This window comes from Streptomyces sp. NBC_00335, assembly GCF_036127095.1.
In the GTDB taxonomy this organism is placed as follows: Bacteria; Actinomycetota; Actinomycetes; order Streptomycetales; family Streptomycetaceae; genus Streptomyces.
This window is the reverse complement of record NZ_CP108006.1, coordinates 1,806,437-1,823,111: the sequence shown is the minus strand read 5'-3', so window position 1 is coordinate 1,823,111 and position 16,675 is coordinate 1,806,437. Positions and strand designations below refer to the sequence as shown.

The 16,675-nt window shown below is 71.7% G+C and carries 13 protein-coding genes; 8 read left to right on the top strand and 5 right to left on the bottom strand.

All coding sequences use genetic code 11. The features are described 5' to 3' along the window. Window positions 1-4 precede the first annotated feature (4 nt). The 5 genes from OHA37_RS08175 to OHA37_RS08155 all read right to left on the bottom strand — a co-directional run bounded on the left by OHA37_RS08175 (window position 5) and on the right by OHA37_RS08155 (window position 4,172). Complete coding sequence (locus OHA37_RS08175) at window positions 5-796, bottom strand: TIGR04222 domain-containing membrane protein (RefSeq protein ID WP_266903675.1); 792 nt, start codon at window positions 794-796, stop codon at window positions 5-7. A gap of 84 nt (window positions 797-880) precedes the next feature. Next, window positions 881-1,948 (bottom strand): TIGR04222 domain-containing membrane protein, encoded by a 1,068-nt coding sequence (locus OHA37_RS08170; protein ID WP_266903674.1) that lies wholly within the window; start codon window positions 1,946-1,948, stop codon window positions 881-883. Further along, a complete protein-coding gene (locus tag OHA37_RS08165) occupies window positions 1,945-3,414 on the bottom strand; it encodes a DUF692 domain-containing protein (RefSeq protein ID WP_266903673.1) in 1,470 nt (489 codons plus the stop codon). The genes OHA37_RS08170 and OHA37_RS08165 overlap by 4 nt, the downstream gene beginning before the upstream one ends. Before the next feature lie 120 nt (window positions 3,415-3,534). Then, complete coding sequence (locus OHA37_RS08160; protein ID WP_266903672.1) at window positions 3,535-3,678, bottom strand: hypothetical protein; 144 nt, start codon at window positions 3,676-3,678, stop codon at window positions 3,535-3,537. 203 nt (window positions 3,679-3,881) lie between these two features. Beyond that, window positions 3,882-4,172: a hypothetical protein gene (locus tag OHA37_RS08155; protein ID WP_266903671.1), complete on the bottom strand. Its 291-nt coding sequence runs from the start codon at window positions 4,170-4,172 to the stop codon at window positions 3,882-3,884. A gap of 81 nt (window positions 4,173-4,253) precedes the next feature. Here OHA37_RS08155 and OHA37_RS08150 point away from each other — a divergent pair, with 81 nt between their 5' ends. From OHA37_RS08150 to OHA37_RS08115, 8 genes are all read left to right on the top strand, one after another. Next, window positions 4,254-5,249 (top strand): helix-turn-helix domain-containing protein, encoded by a 996-nt coding sequence (locus tag OHA37_RS08150; protein WP_266903670.1) that lies wholly within the window; start codon window positions 4,254-4,256, stop codon window positions 5,247-5,249. A gap of 854 nt (window positions 5,250-6,103) precedes the next feature. Then, window positions 6,104-9,631 (top strand): ALF repeat-containing protein, encoded by a 3,528-nt coding sequence (locus OHA37_RS08145; protein ID WP_266903669.1) that lies wholly within the window; start codon window positions 6,104-6,106, stop codon window positions 9,629-9,631. Next, entirely contained in the window at window positions 9,628-10,026 is a 399-nt protein-coding gene (locus OHA37_RS08140; RefSeq protein WP_266903668.1) for a hypothetical protein, read from the top strand. The genes OHA37_RS08145 and OHA37_RS08140 overlap by 4 nt, the downstream gene beginning before the upstream one ends. 128 nt (window positions 10,027-10,154) lie before the next feature. After that, window positions 10,155-10,658 (top strand): hypothetical protein, encoded by a 504-nt coding sequence (locus OHA37_RS08135; RefSeq protein ID WP_266903667.1) that lies wholly within the window; start codon window positions 10,155-10,157, stop codon window positions 10,656-10,658. A gap of 211 nt (window positions 10,659-10,869) precedes the next feature. Then, complete coding sequence (locus OHA37_RS08130; RefSeq protein WP_266903666.1) at window positions 10,870-12,504, top strand: trypsin-like serine protease; 1,635 nt, start codon at window positions 10,870-10,872, stop codon at window positions 12,502-12,504. A 243-nt stretch (window positions 12,505-12,747) separates the two neighbouring features. Then, window positions 12,748-14,385, top strand: a complete 1,638-nt coding sequence (locus OHA37_RS08125; RefSeq protein ID WP_266903665.1) for a S1 family peptidase — start codon at window positions 12,748-12,750, stop codon at window positions 14,383-14,385. A 55-nt stretch (window positions 14,386-14,440) separates the two neighbouring features. Further along, window positions 14,441-15,214, top strand: a complete 774-nt coding sequence (locus OHA37_RS08120) for a peptidase inhibitor family I36 protein (protein WP_266903664.1) — start codon at window positions 14,441-14,443, stop codon at window positions 15,212-15,214. Then, entirely contained in the window at window positions 15,208-16,641 is a 1,434-nt protein-coding gene (locus OHA37_RS08115; RefSeq protein ID WP_266903663.1) for a phosphodiester glycosidase family protein, read from the top strand. Before OHA37_RS08120 ends, OHA37_RS08115 begins: the two co-directional genes overlap by 7 nt. Window positions 16,642-16,675 lie beyond the last annotated feature (34 nt).

The window sequence follows — 16,675 nt, the reverse complement described above, 5'->3', positions numbered from 1 at the left end:
GCGCTCAATGCCCCCGTTGCCGCGGGATCCGCCCCCGCTTGCCGTACGTCAGCGCCGCCCGCAGCTCGGGATCGGGGACCGCGCGCGGCCCCCGCAGCGCCACCGCGGTGAGCGAGCCCCGCACACCGCGCTCCCGGCCCAGCTCCACGAGGAGCCGCCGGCCGGCCGGGGAGGCCCATCCGGACTGCGCGTGCCCCTCGACGCGGGCTATGGCCAGGCAGCCCAGGGCGAGGATCAGCGGCAGCGCGAACCAGCACAGGATCATCGTGGTCGTGGTCCCCGGTTCGGGTACGCACAGGGCGGCCACCAGCATGCCGAGGACCAGCAAGGTGGCCTGCCGGACCGCCCGGATCCCTGCCTGTACCTCCTGCTGGGCCCCGTCGCGCAGCGCGAGCCCGGCTTCGGAGAGCCGGTCCGCGAGGGCTCGTACGGCCGGATCCCGCGCCGCGAAGGCCCGTACGGAGGTCACCGGTTCCTGCCCGTCGGGCCCGAACGCGCCGAGCACCGAGCACTCGTGCGGATCGCGGCCCACCGGGTCGACCACCGTCGCCCAGCCGGTGTGCGCGAGCAGCAGCCGCCGCTGGCGTTGCATCGACAGCAGCGTCAGCTCGGCCACCCGCTCCGGGCCACCGGCCAGGTAGGCGGCCTCGTACAGGTTCAGCTCGTCGGAGTGGTGGTCGTGGCGCACGGCACTGCCCGGCGGGGGCTCCGCCAGTTCGGCGGCGGCCTTCAGCAGGCGGGTGCACGCGATCAGCAGCCCTGCCCAGGCAAGGAGGAGGAACAGGACCCAGAACATGTCCGAGTTCTACAAGATGTGGAACCGGCCGGTACAGGGCTCTGCCGAGGTGTGAGCAGCTCGTGACGGGTCCGTGATGGACGGTCAGGAACTACTGCCACAGCTGGAACTGGACGAACTGCTACAACTCGATCCACTGGAGCTGCTGGAGCAACTCGATCCGCCCGAGCTGCTGGAACAGCTCGAACCGCTGGACCCGCCGCCCCCGCAGCTGCTCCCGGAGGACCCGCAGACCGACCCCGAGGAGCCGCAGCCCGACCCGCCGGACCCGCCGGATCCGCCGCCGTCGGAACCCGCGCACCAGACGACCGGGATCATCTCGGCCCCGGAGCCCCAGGAGGAGTCGGAGCCTGCGGAACGCCCGCGGGACTGGGCCGCCGCCAGCCGGGTCCCGCGGGCCGCCGGCACCAACTGCTCGCGCAGGTACGGATCCCGCAGCCCCCGCAGCCCGAACAGCGAGGTCTGGACGTACGGGCTCTGGTCGGCCCCGTAGTGGGCGCGGATGGCGCGCAGCGCCGCGGCCCCCGCCGGGGTGATCCGCTGCCGGGCGCGGGAGGCGCCGACGGTGCCGGCGATGATGCCGCCCAGCAGCACGGGCAGCACCTCGGCGATGAACGGCACCCGGACCGACCCGGCCCCCTCCTGGAGCACGAAGGCGACGAAGGACAGCGGCAGCGAGAGGACCAGCAGCACCCCGCACACCACGGCCTGGATCACCCCGTGGCGCAGCCAGCGGTGCCGGCCGCCGGGGGTGGCGATCAGCCCGCGGTCGGCCAGCGCGTCGCCGGTCTCCTGCACGGACGGGTCCCGCATGGCGGCGTAGCGGATCTGGTACAGCCACCCGGACGGGGCGCCCTGGCAGGCCTGGAGCACGGCCCGCTGGGCGGGGTCGCCGCCCCGCACCCCGGGCCGTACCTGGACGATGCCGGGCCCGCCGACCAGCATCCGGCCGTCGCAGAGCAGCGAGACGAGCGCGGCGTCCACCACCGCGCCCGGTCCACCGGCCATGAAGGCGGCCTCGGACAGGTCGTGCAGACGCGGGGCGGGGCCGAGGGCGGGCGGCCGCGACTGCCGCAGGCCGCGCACGAGCACGACGCTGGAGGCGATGACGCCGATCCAGACGGCCACGGCGAGGAAGTCGAAGAAGTTCACGCCGCCCTCCCCACCAGGGCGCGGGCCCAGCGCACGGCCCGGCCCGGTGGCCGGGCCCCGGCCCGGTCCCGCCACCAGAGCGTGAGCCGGCGCCGGGCGGCGGGGTCCGCGGGCAGGTCCCGGACCAGCAGGTGCTCGGCGAAGTCCAGCGCGTCGCGCCGGTACCCGGCCGTCATGGGCCGCTGCCGGGCATAGCCGAGGAAGGCCTCCCGGTACGCGTCCTCCCCGCCCAGGATCCCGGGCAGCTCGGGCGCCAGCTTCGCCACGACCCCGGCCCGCTTGGCCGCGAGCGCCCGCGCCTGCACGCGCACCCGCTGCCGGTCAAACCCCTCGGGCACGGGAGTCCCGGCCACCAACGCCGACAACAGCGCGGCCTGCCCGATCCCGACCCGCGTCCGAGCGGCGTCGAGCCCGCTCCCCGATCCAGCCTCGCCAGCGTTTGAGGCGCGGACGGGGGCGGCCCCCGATTCAGCCCCGCCGGCGTCCGAGGCGCGGACGGGGGTGGCCCCCGATTCAGCCCCGCCGGCGTCCGAGGCGCGGACGGGGGTGGCCCCCGATTCAGCCTCGCCGGCGTTTGAGGCGCGGGTCCGGGCGGAGCCCGGGGAACGGTCGAAGGGCGGGTAGGGGACAGCCCCCGCAGGGCCGCCCAGCACGCCCCGGATCGCGGCCAGCTCACCGGCCAGCTCCGCGTCAGACGGAAAGTCGTCGTCCCGCTCCAGCAGCACCCCGGGCGGATCCACGCGGGACCGGAGCTCCGCCAACACCTCCAGCACCGCGGCCGGCACGGGATGCGCGTGCGTGTCGTGCCACACCCCACCCCGCTCCACGCCCCCGGCGACGTGCACGTACGCCAGCGCCTCCAGCGGGATCCCGTCCAGCACGGCGACCGGGTCCTCCCCCCGGTTGACCCGGTTGGTGTGCAGGTTGGCCACGTCGATCAGCAGCCGCACCCCGGTCCGCTCCACCAGCTCGGTCAGGAACTGCGCCTCGGTGAGCTCCTCCCCGGGCCACGACACCAGCGCCGCGATGTTCTCCAGCGCGAGCGGCACCGGCAGCGCGTCCTGAGCGATCCGTACGTTCTCGCAGAGCACGTCCAGCGCGTCCCGGGTCCGCGCCACGGGCAGCAGGTGCCCGGCTTCGAGCACCGGCCCCGGCGCCACCGAGGAGGTCCGTACGAAGGCGATGTGCTCGGTGACCAGCGGCGCCCCCAGCGCCACCGCCCGCTCCCCGAGCGCGGCCAGCTTCGCCGGGTCGGGCCGGTCGGCGCCGCCGATGCCCAGCGAGACCCCGTGCGGCACGACGCGGACCCCGCGTGCGAGCAGCCGCTCCAGGGACTCGGGCAGGTGGCCGGGACAGATGTTCTCCGCCACGACCTCGACCCAGTCCAAGCCCGGGAGGCTTTCCACCGCCCCCGCGATCTCCGGCCGCCAGCCGATGCCCACCCCCAGGTGTGCCATGGGCTTCATGTCCCCTCGCCCCCTCTCATCGGTCCGTGTGCCGATGTCATGGCCCCGACGGAGCCGGGTCAACCCGCCAAGAGGGACGTTCAGAGCAACATTTGAGGTTCCCGGCCCGGACCGCCGCTCCTACTGCCAGCCCATGTTGTCCTGCGCCGTGGTGCTGGGGGCGGACTGGGCAGGCGCGGCGGTGGCGGTGCCGGTGGCGAACAGCGCGGTGACGAGGGTGAGCGTGAAGACCGCGGCGGCCTGGGCGGTACGAATGCGCATCATGAGATTTCGGTTCCTGAGCGTTGACGGTAAGGCGGACGGGTGTCCTGAACCGGTCGCGTCCCGCGGTGGCGCTTTCCGATCCGACTGCCTTCCGGATCGTGTCCGGCCGGGCAAGAACCACTTTCGCCGCAGGTCAGGGCAGGTGGAAGGGCCGGCGAGTGGACGGAAACGGCAGCGGCCGGTTGTGTCCACCGGCCGTAGGGTCAGTCGATGACGAGGAGCGGGGCCTCGGCACGCCCGAGAATCCAGCCGGACAGTTCAGGGTGCGTCCGCAGCAGCCGGGTGCAAACGGCTGCCGCGTGTTCCTCCGCCTGGGCCAGTGAGCCGGCCGTGAGGAAGAGGCCCAGCACCGGTGCCGAGGACTCGTCTGCGTGCACGCTGACGTGCTCGACGCCATCCTCGGGACGGGCGGACTCGTAGACGAGGGCGCGCAGATCGGATGGCAGCTCGCCGCCCTGGGCCGGCCGCCTCAAGTGTGCGTGTACGAGGTACATGGCTTCTCTTTCTGCCACCCCACCGCGGGCATATGATGATCCTTTTGTGCTCGAGATGGGCATGTCTTGGGGGGGAATCTCATGCTGTCTACGCTGGGGCTCGACGCGATGGCGGAGGCCGTCTATCGAGCCATGCTGGCCGACCCGGGGGGCGGGGTCGCGGCCCTGGCCGTCCGCATCGGCACGACGGAACAGCGGGTGCGCGACGGACTCGACGTCCTCAGCAAGCTCGCGCTGGTCCGCCCTTCGGCCGAGAACGGGGGGCTGCGCGCGGTCTCGCCGGACCTCGGGATGGAAGTCCTGATGGCCCGCCAGCAGGCCGAGATCGCCGCCCAGCAGCAGCGGCTGGAGGCCTCGCGCGCGGTCGCCGCGCAGTTGATCGCCCAGTACGCCGACCTGAGGCCGACCACCGTCAGCCCGGGAGTCGAGCAGTTGATCGGCCTGGACCAGATCAGGGACTGCCTCACGCGTCTGACCCGTGACGTCCGCCATGAAGTCATGACGTTCGCACCCGGAGGGCCGCAGACCGAGGGGAACATCGCCGCGTCACGTCCACTGGACGCCGAGCTGCTGGGGCGCGGGGTGCGCACCAGGGTGGTGTACCTGGACAGTGTCCGCCTCCACCGGCCGACCGTGGAGTACGCACGCTGGACCGCCTCGTTGGGCGGACAGGTCCGCACCGTGGCTTCCCTGCCCACCCGGCTGATCATCGTGGACCGGTCGACCGCCGTGATACCGGTGAGCAGCGAGGACACCGCGGGCGGCGCCGTCGTACTGACCGGGCAGGGAACGCTGACCGCGCTGTGCGCGCTGTACGAGAGCGTGTGGGCTGCGGCGCAGCCGCTGGGTGAGGCACCTGTCCGGGATGTACACGGCCTGAGTGCGCAGGAGAGCACCATCATCTCCCTGCTCTCCGAGGGGCACACGGACGAGACGATCGCCAAGCGGCTGGGTGTGTCCGCGCGTACGGCCCGGCGGATCGCGAACGATCTCATGGAGCGGCTGGGCGCGCGCAGCCGGTTCGAGGCAGGCGTCCGGGCGGTCCAGCACGGATGGCTGCCCGCTCAACAGGGCTGAGTCCGCCTCGCCGGGAGCCCTCGCGTCCGGGCGGGGTGCGAGAGCTCCTCGACCGTCCCGACGCCCCTGCCCGCGCGGGGCGCCGCCTTGACGTAACCGGCCGGAGCGGTCGCTCCGGCCGGCCGGCGAGCGGGGCGTGCCGGTCGCTGTGTGATGAGCAGGCATGGTGATCCCGAAATGGGTTGTGGCTGAAAGCGGTTCGCGGGGTGCGCGGCCGGTGATGCCGTGTCACCCGCACCGGCCCGCTCACCAGGGTGAGGCAAAGTGTGGTCAGGGGCTTCCGGGACAGCGGTCCCGCGAGCCCCCCCCCTGCGCGTTGTCGTCACACAGCCCACTGTTTCCGCTTCCCGGCGTCCGCGAAAGCCGAGGGCGCTGGCCTGAAGAGGCCTGGGCCGCAAGCGTCCAGTCCATGGGCCGTTTTCCGGTCCCGGCCCCCTCTTCCGCCGGCCGGCGACGCTTCCCGGCCATGGCCCGGTTCGGCTCCACCCGCGAGGTGCGTTCCGGGAGCCGGTCCGCCCGGGTCCGTCCTCGCCCACGACCCCTGACCGGCTGAGACCTCGTAGGAACGCGCCGGCCGCGGTGCCGCGGAGCGCCGGTGGAAGCCCACCCGGGCCGGATCGGGTCAGGGACGCTTCCGTCCACCCGAACCCCCTTCCCCCGCCTTCTCGGTGCGCCGACAGTGGTGATCGCCACCAGGGAGTGGAACGCGAACCAGCCGGCATCACCGGCGAACACGCTCCACGGGACAGGACCAGAGTCCGACGCTGCACAGCGGTTGCGGACCACCGACCGCGGCAGTCCGTCAGGTCGGGAGCACCTCCTGGTCGGGCTCAGCGCAGAAGAAGGGAGTCGTGATGGCACCACGTTCACGACAGTTCAGCAGACGTCAGATACTCGCCGCTTTCGCCGGAGTGGCAGCCGGTTGCGCGCTGCCGAACTGCACGGTGCTCAGCAGGCCCGCGTACGCGGCCGGCGCGACCGGATCCGCCTCACTGCCCAAGGGATCCGGTCTGCCGGATACCGAACGCGGCATGGTGGTCTGGGCCTACAGGACAGGCGGCCGCGCCGTCCGTACCGCTGCGGCCGCCGCCCTGGTGGGGAGTGCCGCGGACGTGCGGGTGTTCCTCGACGAGAAGCTGGCCGCGGCCCGTGCCGAGGACAACAGGTTCACGCTCACGCAGTCCCTGGTCATGGCGGGCAGGGCGACCCGCGAAAGCATCGGGGTGGCGCTGTCCGGCGGAACGGCCGCGATCGAGACCTACCTCACGAGCGGCTTCCAGACCGCGGTGCGCGAGGATCTCAGGGTGGCCGTGACCGCGGTCATGGCGCGCGGTGCCCGTGCCGTGAAGCGTGAGGGCTCCGCTGCGCTGGAGGCCGGGTCGGACTTCGCGTTGCGCGCCTTCCTCAGCGGTGGCCAGTTCACCGCGCAGGAAGAGGACGAGCGTGTGCAGGTGACGTCCATCCTCGTGACGGCGTCACCGCAAGTGCGGGAGTACGCGAAGCGGGCACTGGACGACGGGACGCCGAGAGCGATCCGGTGGTTCCTCGAGACGGGCCAGTACATCGCCCGGGCCCGTGACGAGGAAACGGCGACGATCCAGCAGCTGGTCAAGGTCGTGGAGGCGGAGGGCCAGCGCGCCGGCCGCAAGACCGACGAGGCCGTCGAGCTGTCCCAGCAGGCGGTCAAGGCCGCCGAGAGCGCGAAGAAGGCGGCGCTGGAGGCGAAGGCCGAGGCCGAGGCCGCCGAACACGACGTCCAGCTTTCCGCCAGGGCCGCGAACAAGGCCGCGCAGGCGGCCAGGGGAGCGGCCGCTGCCGCGGCGACCGCGGTGTCGGCCTCGCGGACCGCGCAGGCCGCCGCGCAGCGTTCGGTGGCGGCCGCACAGGCCGCCGCAGCAGCGGCCGCAGCGGCAGGACGCGCCGCGGCCCGGGCCTACCATGCCGCGATCGGGGCTTCCAAGGACGCATCGATGGCGGACGCGGCCCGAGCCGCTGCCCAGGCAGCGACGTCGATGGTCAAGTTCGTCCGCACGGTGGCTCAGAAGGCCGACCTCGCGGCCCAGGCCGCCCAAGCGGCCGACGCCGCGGGCGCGGCCGCCGCCGGATCGGCGGTCAACGCCGCCGCCGCCGCCCGGGCATCGGCCGACGCGGCCGTGGCCTCCGGCGCCGCACAGTCCGAGGCTGCCACTGCGCAGCGGGAAGCCGCCGTGGCAGAGGCCGCCGCGGCCAGGGCGACGCAGGCCGCGGGCCAGTCGCGGACCTTGGCCGGACAGGCCGCCGCTTGTGCCCGCTTGGCACGCGACGCGGCCAACAGCGCAGCCGACCACGCCGAGAAGGCGGCCGCGGCGGCCATGGAAGCGGCGAACCACGCCGGCCAGTCGGTCGACTACGCCAACCGGTCGACGGCAGCCGCCAACGCGGCGGTCGAGGCCGCGAACACTGCTGCCGCGGCGGTCGACAAGGCACGTGAAGTGGAGCAGACGGCTCGTCAGGCCGAAACCGCCAGGCTGGCCGAGGAGACCACCGAGGCGATCGAGCGGGCGAAGCTGGAGGCGGCCGCGGAGACGGACCGCCTCGAACGGTACAACCGGGAGCGGACGCAGGAAGCGCGTCTGTCCGCGGAGCTGCTCGCGCTCATCGGCTCCGCGGAGTCCGCGCTGAGGGGCGGCAAGCCCGCGGAGGCCGTGGCAGCCGGGCGCAAGGCGGCGATCCAGCTCATCGACCGGTCGGGCACGTGGACCCGGGAGGCAGCGCAGTTCGCGCTGGCCGGCTCGGACGAGGACGTCGTCCACTGGATCGACGCCGACCGTCTCATCGCTCTGCAGCAGGACAACGTCGAGAACGTCGCGGCCATGGCGGCGATTTCGACGAAGAACGTGGCACTGGCTGCCGTGGACGTGCTCAAGACCGAGGACGCCGCGAAGCTCAGGACGTTCCTGGAGAGCGGGGCGGTGGAGGCGGCCAAGGAGGACAACCGGGTCGAGGTGACGACGCTCCTGGCCGACGACAACACCGGCCCCGCGGTGCGACGCGCGGCCGTGGCCGCGCTGGAGAAGGGCACGGCCCCGGCCCTGCACGTGTTCCTGCACGTCGAGCGCACCAAGGCCGTCCGTGAGGACGACCGGGTGAAGGCCACCACCCTGCTGGCGAACGGGGGCCCTTACGTCAAGGCGGCCGCCAGGATCGCGCTCGAAGGCGACACGCACATGCTGCGCCAGTTCATCGGCACCACGCAGCACGAGTTCGCACGGATCGACCACGACCACGCCACGCACATCAGCGCGGTCCGGGCGATGATCGCGGGCGCCGCCAAGGTGGCCCAGGAGGCTCAGGAGAACGCGGCACGGGCTTCCGAGGCGGCAGCCCTCGCACGCGACGCCGCCGCGAAGGCGACCGAGTGGGCCGACCTCGCCAAGGGGTACGCCGCGGCGGCCAAGCTGTCCGCCGAGGAGGCGCGCAAGAACGCCGAGGCCGCCGAGGGGTCCGCAGCCGCTGCCGCGCGCTCCGCCGAAACCGCCCGTCAGGCAGCCGCCGCGGCGCGGAAGGCGAGCAGCGTGGCCCGGAGCGCGGCGACCCGCGCCGTGCGGTCCGCCACCGAGGCCGCTTCCTACGCCGCGGATGCCGCGACCTCGGCTGTGGCCGCCCGCCAGGCATCACTTGCGGCAGGTCAGAGCGCCGCCGCAGCCGCGCAGGCGGCGTTGCAGGCCAAGCACCTCGTCATCGAGGCCGCGGTGCGCGAAGCGATCCAGAAGGCGCTGGACAACTCGAAGACCCCGATCAAGCCGGGCGCCACCGGCCTTCCGGAGGGCGCCGAGAGCTGCCTGACGCCGTTCGGCAGCCCCATCGAGTCCGGCAACAGCTCCAACCCGTGGGAGTTGGGCTGGAGCTGGCTCACCGGAAAGGGCCCGAGCTCGCAGTGCTTCGGCCCGAACGACGAGTTCACCCGCCTCTACCGTGAGCACAAGAACACACAGGAGACGCTCGCCTTCTTCGCCAACCGTACGCGTACGGGGGAGTACGAGCTCGGCCACACACTCATGAACGACTACACGCTCGGCGGGTTCGACGGTGCGTGGAAGTATCTCCAGGACTACGGGACGCTCTCCACGGCCGGCCTCACCGGAAACCTCGCGTACACGTTCATGGGTTCGCACCAGGTCCGGATGACTCCCATCCGCAAGAACGCGGACGGCTCCGTGGTGTGGCGGTACACCGCTTACAACGAGTCGGACATCGAGTCCGCGACGCACCCCCCGGTCATCGGCTACACGGACTGGTGGAGCAACTCCGTCGGTTCGCTCGTCGACAAGATCGTCGGCGACACCGGTCCGCTGTCGCCCAAGACCCAGGTCATCGAGTTCGACGTCACGCTGGGTCCGTGACGCCCCGTAGGACGAGCGCAGGGCGGCTCGTCGCCGTCCTGGCCGCCTCCGTGGCGCTCCTTTCGGGATGCATGGGCTCCGTCGACCCCGACGAGCTGCCCGGCGTGTACCGCAACGACGAGACGGGCGCCGAGCTGCGGCTCGAGTCCGACGGGAAGTTCTCCGCGACCGGCGTGGTGACGGACGGATTCTCCGACCCCGCCGACTTCGGCGGCCGATGGGAGTGGCTCGGCGAGCGGGCGTCCAGCGACTTCGTCTATCTGTCGGTGGAGAACGGCGGGCTCGGCCTCAGCGCCGGCATTCAGATCTACCCGAGCGGACGGAACTCGCTGGAGTTCCGTCCGGATCCCGACGGACCGCCTTCCCTGAAACTCGCCAGACAGACGGCGCCGTAGAGGCAGGGCGCCGCCGCCTTTCGGAATCGAGTCCGTCGGCGAACACCCGCCTGCACCACCGGATTTGCATACAAGGGGGCGCGGAGAACCTCTCTTCGCCCCGACTGATCTCTACTTCTAGGACTGTGATGAATTCACGCAAGGCATGGACGCGCATTCTGGGAACCGCGACCGTGGCCGGTGCTCTGGCGTGGGCCGTGGTGGCCGGGGGCCAGCCCTCCGGCGTCGCCACCACCACCAGCCCCGTCGCCGAGACGGGGCCCGGATATGCCATCGAGGACTACAACTACCCGAACGCCGCGAAGATCCTGGCCGAGCAGGGAATCGTCCTCAAGCGGGGAGACGGCCACATCGTGCTCGCCGACTGCCGGAGCGAGGAGAACCTCCTCAAGTTCCTCGCCCGGGACCGGGGGGACGTGTGCTTCAAGGTCACCGCCGATGAGGGCTTCCTGACCTTGGAGATCCCGTCGGTGCACGGGGTGCGGACCGACGATTCCGGCAACACCCACCTGGCGATGACCGCCGAGGACGACCGCGTCGAATACAACATCCCCGCCAAGACCTGGGAAGGCGTCGGCGAGTCCGTGGACGGCCGGGAGCACGTCCTGGTCGAGATCCGGATCACCAAGTAGCCGATCCGCCTCGCAGGAGGAAATCGCACCCTCGGCACGGCTTGTGCCTGCATCCCAGCCGTCCACCACAAGTCTTCGGCGAAGCAGGCGACTGCGGGGCTCTCTCGATCCCCGTCGTGCTCCGTGTCACCGGCCGACCACCGGTCCCGCACACGTACGACCGAACTCTGGCGCATTCGCTCACCGAATCCTGTTCCTGAAGGAAAAGCACATGTCTGCACTCCGTCCGCGCACCGCACGCATTTCGGGTCTGCTCGTCACCACGACCGCGGTCGCCGCGGGCCTCGTTCCCGCCGGCTCCGCTCAAGCCGTCTCCGGCCCGGAGGCGGCGGCCGGCCAGCACACCTCCGTCGTCAAGCTGAACATCGGCGATGAGGCGACCGGCCGCGGATGCACCGGCTCACTCATCGACGCCTCGTGGGTGCTGACCGCCGCGAGCTGCTTCGCCGCGACGCCCGGTACCACGGTGCCGGCCGGTGCGCCCGCGCTGAAGGCCACCGTGACCCTCGGCGACGGCAAGCGCGTCGAGGTCGCCGAGCTGGCCCCGCGCGCCGACCGGGACGTCGTCCTGGCCCGCCTCACCACCCCCGCCGCCGGCCCCGCGGGGCTCAAGCAGGCGAATGTCGCCCCGGCAGCGGGCGCCGATCTGACCGCCGTGGGCGTCGGACGGACCAGTACCGAGTGGGCGCCGGGCAAGGCCCACACCGGTGCCTTCACCCTGAACGCCTCCGACGCCACGACCCTGACCATCACGGGGAAGGGCACTGACGCCGTCTGCAAGGGCGACACCGGCGGCCCGCTGCTGAACGCGGCCGGCGAACTCGTCGGCATCAACAGCCGTTCCTGGCAGGGTGGTTGCCTGGCCACCGACCCCACCGAAACCCGTACCGGCGCCATCGCGGCCCGTACCGACGGGTTGCGCGAGTGGATCGACGGGGTCCGGGCCACGACGCCGGGCTGGCAGACCAAGGCCCTCGTGCAGTCCGGCACCAGCCTCTACCAGGCCGCCCGGCTGTCCGACGGCTCCTGGACCGGATACACCGACGTCCAGAACAAGGCGAGCAACCTGGGCGGGATCCGCAGCTCCGCCGCCGCCGGCATCAACGGTGACACGCACGTACTGGCCATCAGCAACGCCGGCGGTCTCTTCCACACGGTGCGCAAGGCGGACGGCACCTGGGGCTCCTTCGGGAACGTGTTCTCCGTCGCCAACGCCCTCGGCAACCTCACCCAGGTCTCCACCGTCTCCATCGGCCACGACCTCCACGTCGTCGCCGTCGCCGACGGCAAGGCCTTCCACACCGTCCGCAACGGCGCGGGCAACTGGACTCCCTTCTTCCAGATCAACGGTTCCCTCACCAACGTGACCGCGGCGGCGACCGCGAGCGTCCGCGGTGAGCTCCAGGTCGGTCTCATCAGCGGTGGCAAGCCCTACCACAACATCCGCCAGACCAACGGGAACTGGCTCGGCTGGGGCAACGTCACCCAGGCCGTCGGTCCCACCGGCCCCGTCACCTCGATCAGCATGGCCGGCGCCGGGGACGAGACCCACTTCGTCATCGCCACCGACAACGGCACCCGCCAGTACCACACCATCCGCAACTTCAACGGAACCTGGGCCACCTGGGGCGATCTCCAGGGCGTCCTGGGCGCGGTGACCGCCAAGTCCGTGTCCGCCGCAACCGTCAACGGTGAGGTCCAGGTCGCCGTCACCACCACCGACGGCAAGCTCCTCCACACCACCCGCCACACCAACCGCACCTGGGACGCGCTGGTGACGGCACCCCTCGAGGGCATGCCCGCGGCGCCGGGCGCACTGGCCATCACCGCCACTTACACCGGCTGACCCCCGCGCAGTCGCCCACGCGGTCGCGGACCGCGTGCCCGCCCCACCGCGGAAACCTGCGCCCCGGCACCGTGCGTGCCGGGGCGCCGCCTCACCACGCGGAAGAACCTCGGCCCCGTCCCTGGCGGCTTCCTCCGCGTCACCGGCCGACGCTCAAGCCTTCACCCGGCCGACACCGGGCAGCGGGCACTGCCAAACCCTGCGCCTGCGCATGGTTCCGTCCGTTGCTCATGGAGAGTTCACATGTCCATCCACCGTCCGCGTTCCGCGCGGATGACCGGCCTGCTCGCAACCGCCACGGCTGTTGCCGCGTGTCTGGTCTTCGCCGGTGCCGTCCAGGCCATCACCGGTCCCGAAGCCCCGTACGGCCAGCACGCCTACAGCGTCAAGCTGAGTCTGGGCGAGAAGCCCAACAGTCGTGCCTGCACCGGCACACTGGTCGACGCCTCGTGGGTGCTGACCGCCGCGAGCTGCTTCGCCTCCACCCCCGGTGCGACGATCCCGGCCGGCCCGCCCGCCCTCAAGACCACCGTCACGCTCGCCGACGGCACGGCCGTCGAGGTGGCCGAGCTGGCGCCTCGCAGTGACCGCGACATCGTCCTCGCCCGCCTTGCCGCACCCGCCGGCGGTTTCCAGGGCGTCAAGCGGGCCGCCGCCGCCCCCGCCGTCGCCGCCGAGCTGACAGCGGCCGGGTTCGGGCGGACGAAGGCCGATTGGGTGCCCGGCAAGCTCCACACCGGCACGTTCACCCTCAACGCCGCCGACACCACGACCCTGTCCATCACCGGCAAGGGCACCGACGCCATCTGCAAGGGCGACGCCGGCGGCCCGCTCCTGAACGCGGCGGGCGAACTCGTCGCAGTCAACAGCCGTTCCTGGCAAGGCGGTTGTCTGGCCGACAATCCCACCGAAACCCGGACCGGCGCCATCTCCGCCCGCGTCGACGACCTCGGCCAGTGGATCGACGAGAACCGTGCCAAGACCCCCGGCTGGCAGGCCAAGACCCTCATACAGTCCGGCAGCAGCCTCTATCTGGGCGTCCGCCTGCCCGACGAGTCCTGGACCGGGTTCACCGACGTGCAGGCCAAGGCCGGCAGCCTCGGCGGCATCCGCAGCGCCACCGCCGCCGGGATCAACGGCGACACGCACGTCCTCGCCATCAGCAACGCCGGCGGTCTCTTCCACACGGTGCGCAAGGCGGACGGCAGCTGGGCCGCCTTCGGGGACGTCTTCTCCGTCGCCAACGCCCTCGGCAACCTCACCCAGGTCTCCGCCGTCTCCACCGGCCTCGACCTCCATGTCGTGGCCGTCGCCAACGGCATTGCCTTCCACACCGTCCGCAACGCCGCGGGCCAGTGGACCCCCTTCCGCGACATCTCCAGCGGTTCCGTCTCCAACGTGACGGCCGCCGCGACCGCCAGTGTCCGCGGCGAACTCCAGGTCGGACTCGTCAGCGGCGGCAAGCCCTACCACACCATCCGCCAGACCAACGGGAACTGGCTCGGCTGGGGCAACGTGGCCCAGGCCGTCGGTCCCACCGGCCCCGTCACCTCGATCAGCATGGCCGGCGCCGGAGACGAGACCCACTTCGTCATCGCCACCGACAACGGCACCCGCCAGTACCACGCCATCCGCAACTTCAACGCGACGTGGAGCACCTGGGGTGAGCTGAACGGCATCTTGGGTGTCGTGACCGCCAAGTCCGTCGCCGCGGCCACCGTGGGCGGAGAGGTCCAGGTCGCCGTCACCACGACCGCCGGCAAGGTCCTGCACACCACCCGGCACACCGACCGCACCTGGGCCGGCACCTCCACGGTGCCCCTGCAGGGCCTTCCTGCCGCCCCGGACACCGTCACCGTCACCGCCAACTGGAACGGCTGACCCACGGCGCGACCACCCCAGCCACCCCGATCCGATCAACTCAAAAGGAATCCGCGTGATACGACGCGCCCTGAAGCCGCTCATCACCGTGGCCGCCGTCCTGGGACTCACCTCCTTCGTCATACCGGCCCTGGCCTCCGCCACGCCCGCTGTGGTCACCGCCGCGGACGCCGGCACCATGCCCCATGCCGTCGAAGATCTCCCCGACGGCCCTCCGGCGCCCGACTGGCCGACCTGTGAGACGGGCCGTATGTGCGTGTACTCCGACAGCGATGGCAACGGCACGGCCCAGACGTACGGCCCGGACAGCCCGCAGGTGTCCCTGGCGGAGTGGAACGACCAGATCTCTTCGGTCCACAACAACTCGCCGTACTGGGCGTGCGTGTACGAGGACCCCTCCTACGGCGGCACCGTGCAGGCGCTGCCTCCCGATTCCAAGAGCAACCTCGCCACTTCCCCCGGCACGCTGAACGGCAAGGTCAGCTCCCACAAGCTGGCCAAATCCCAAGCCGGCTGTTTCACCGGCTTCGAGCGGTGCCAGAGCGGTAACCTCTGCCTGTTCGCCGAGCCGGGCGGTCGCGGTCAGATGACCGCCACTCGCAGCGACATGGCGCAGTACAACGCCACCTGGAACGACCGGGTGGCATCGGTCGCCAACCACACCGGTTCGCACACGTGCTTCTACGCCGACCCGAACCACTCCGGCGTGTTCACCGGGACGGCATACGGGAAGTTCGTGGTGCTCAAGGGCGACAGCACCGTAATCCCCGATCCGTTCGACGCCCACCTCTCTTCCCACAAGCTCGTCACCGGGACGGATCAGTGCTGACCATCAAGAGGCCCATCATCAAGCGCACCGCCACGACCGGCGCCGCAGTTCTCCTCCTGACGGCCTCAGCGGTCCTGGGCGCACCGGCCGCCGTGTACGGTGCGACCGCCGGCCCGACCGGTCTGGAACTGGCCAAGCTGGTTCCCACGAGCACGGACGTCAGCGCCCCGGGCATCACTCGGACCACCTACTCGGCTCGCACCGGCGGCCCGTGGAACGTCAACGTGGTGGTCATCGACCCGGACCTGGCTCCCCTCACCCTGAAGGGCACGTTCGGCACCGCTCTGGCCACCTCCCAGACCAGCTCCTCGATGCTGAAGGACGTGTCCACCACCACCGTGCGCCGGCCACGCGTGGGCATCAACGGCGCCTTCTTCGACGGCAACGTGACGAACCCCGCCAACGGCACCCACGACGGAGACCCCAGCGGCATCGTGGTCCGCGGCGGCAAGCTGCTCAGCGAAGCCGCCAAGGGCAAGGGCAGCAAACCGGTCGGCTCCGCTCTGGTGCTGCAGCACGGCAGAGCGCGCATCGCCGAGCTCAGTACCACGCTGAAGGTCCAGCCGAAGAACGGCCCCCTCAAGCAGCGGCAGCTGGACGGCATCAACCGCGTCCCCGGGCGCAACGCGCACTGCGAGGGCCCCGATCCCATCGACAAGGAGGAGACCTTCGACAAGGACGGGGTCTGCCGGGATCTCTCCGAGATCGTCTCCTTCACCCCCGAGTACGCGGGTGCGACGCCGACCACGGCCTTCCTGGCCAGTTCCAACGACCCCGACAACCCGAGTGTCGGGGGCGTGATCAGTACGGACGAGGGCATCGAGGTACTGCTCGACTCCGGCAACAAGGTCACCGAATGCTACGAGCCGGCACCGGCCAAGGGCAGTACCTGCAAGATCGGCAACAGGGGCGGACGCAACGTCCCCTCCGGCGGGCGGATCCTGCAGGGAACCGGTGACGGCACCACCTGGCTCCGCGACAACGCTCCGGTCGGCGCCGAACTGGAATTCCCCGAGACCGTCTTCGACACCCGGATCGCCGACACCCTCACACTCGATCCCTCGATGTACGTCACGCCCGGCGGCGACCTCCTCCTGAAGAACGGCAAGATCGACTACAAGCAGCCCGCCGCCGGCTCACCCGACCCGAACCCGCGTACCGCGGTCGCCTCCGACGCGACCGGCCGCATCATGCTGGTGACCGTGGACGGCGACGACGCCACGGTCAGCAAGGGAGCCACCCGCCTGGAACTGGCCACCCTCCTCAAGGACCTCGGAGCCGTCGACGCCCTCAACATGGACGGCGGTGGCTCCACCACGCTCGTGTGGCAGAACACCGTCGTCAACCACCCCTCCGACGGCAACGAACAAGAACGCCCCGTTGCCGACACCGTCTTCGCCGGCGTCGGCGGCTACCCGCTCGCGTAGAGGCACGGGCGAACCCGTCGGAGAGGTGACCCCG

Coding starts and splice junctions, on each gene's coding strand:
- OHA37_RS08175 (WP_266903675.1), bottom strand. CDS start 796: ATGTTCTGGGTCCTGTTCCTCCTCCTTGCCTGGGCAGGGCTGCTGATC.
- OHA37_RS08165 (WP_266903673.1), bottom strand. CDS start 3,414: ATGAAGCCCATGGCACACCTGGGGGTGGGCATCGGCTGGCGGCCGGAG.
- OHA37_RS08160 (WP_266903672.1), bottom strand. CDS start 3,678: ATGATGCGCATTCGTACCGCCCAGGCCGCCGCGGTCTTCACGCTCACC.
- OHA37_RS08155 (WP_266903671.1), bottom strand. CDS start 4,172: ATGTACCTCGTACACGCACACTTGAGGCGGCCGGCCCAGGGCGGCGAG.
- OHA37_RS08150 (WP_266903670.1), top strand. CDS start 4,254: ATGCTGTCTACGCTGGGGCTCGACGCGATGGCGGAGGCCGTCTATCGA.
- OHA37_RS08145 (WP_266903669.1), top strand. CDS start 6,104: ATGGCACCACGTTCACGACAGTTCAGCAGACGTCAGATACTCGCCGCT.
- OHA37_RS08135 (WP_266903667.1), top strand. CDS start 10,155: ATGAATTCACGCAAGGCATGGACGCGCATTCTGGGAACCGCGACCGTG.
- OHA37_RS08130 (WP_266903666.1), top strand. CDS start 10,870: ATGTCTGCACTCCGTCCGCGCACCGCACGCATTTCGGGTCTGCTCGTC.
- OHA37_RS08125 (WP_266903665.1), top strand. CDS start 12,748: ATGTCCATCCACCGTCCGCGTTCCGCGCGGATGACCGGCCTGCTCGCA.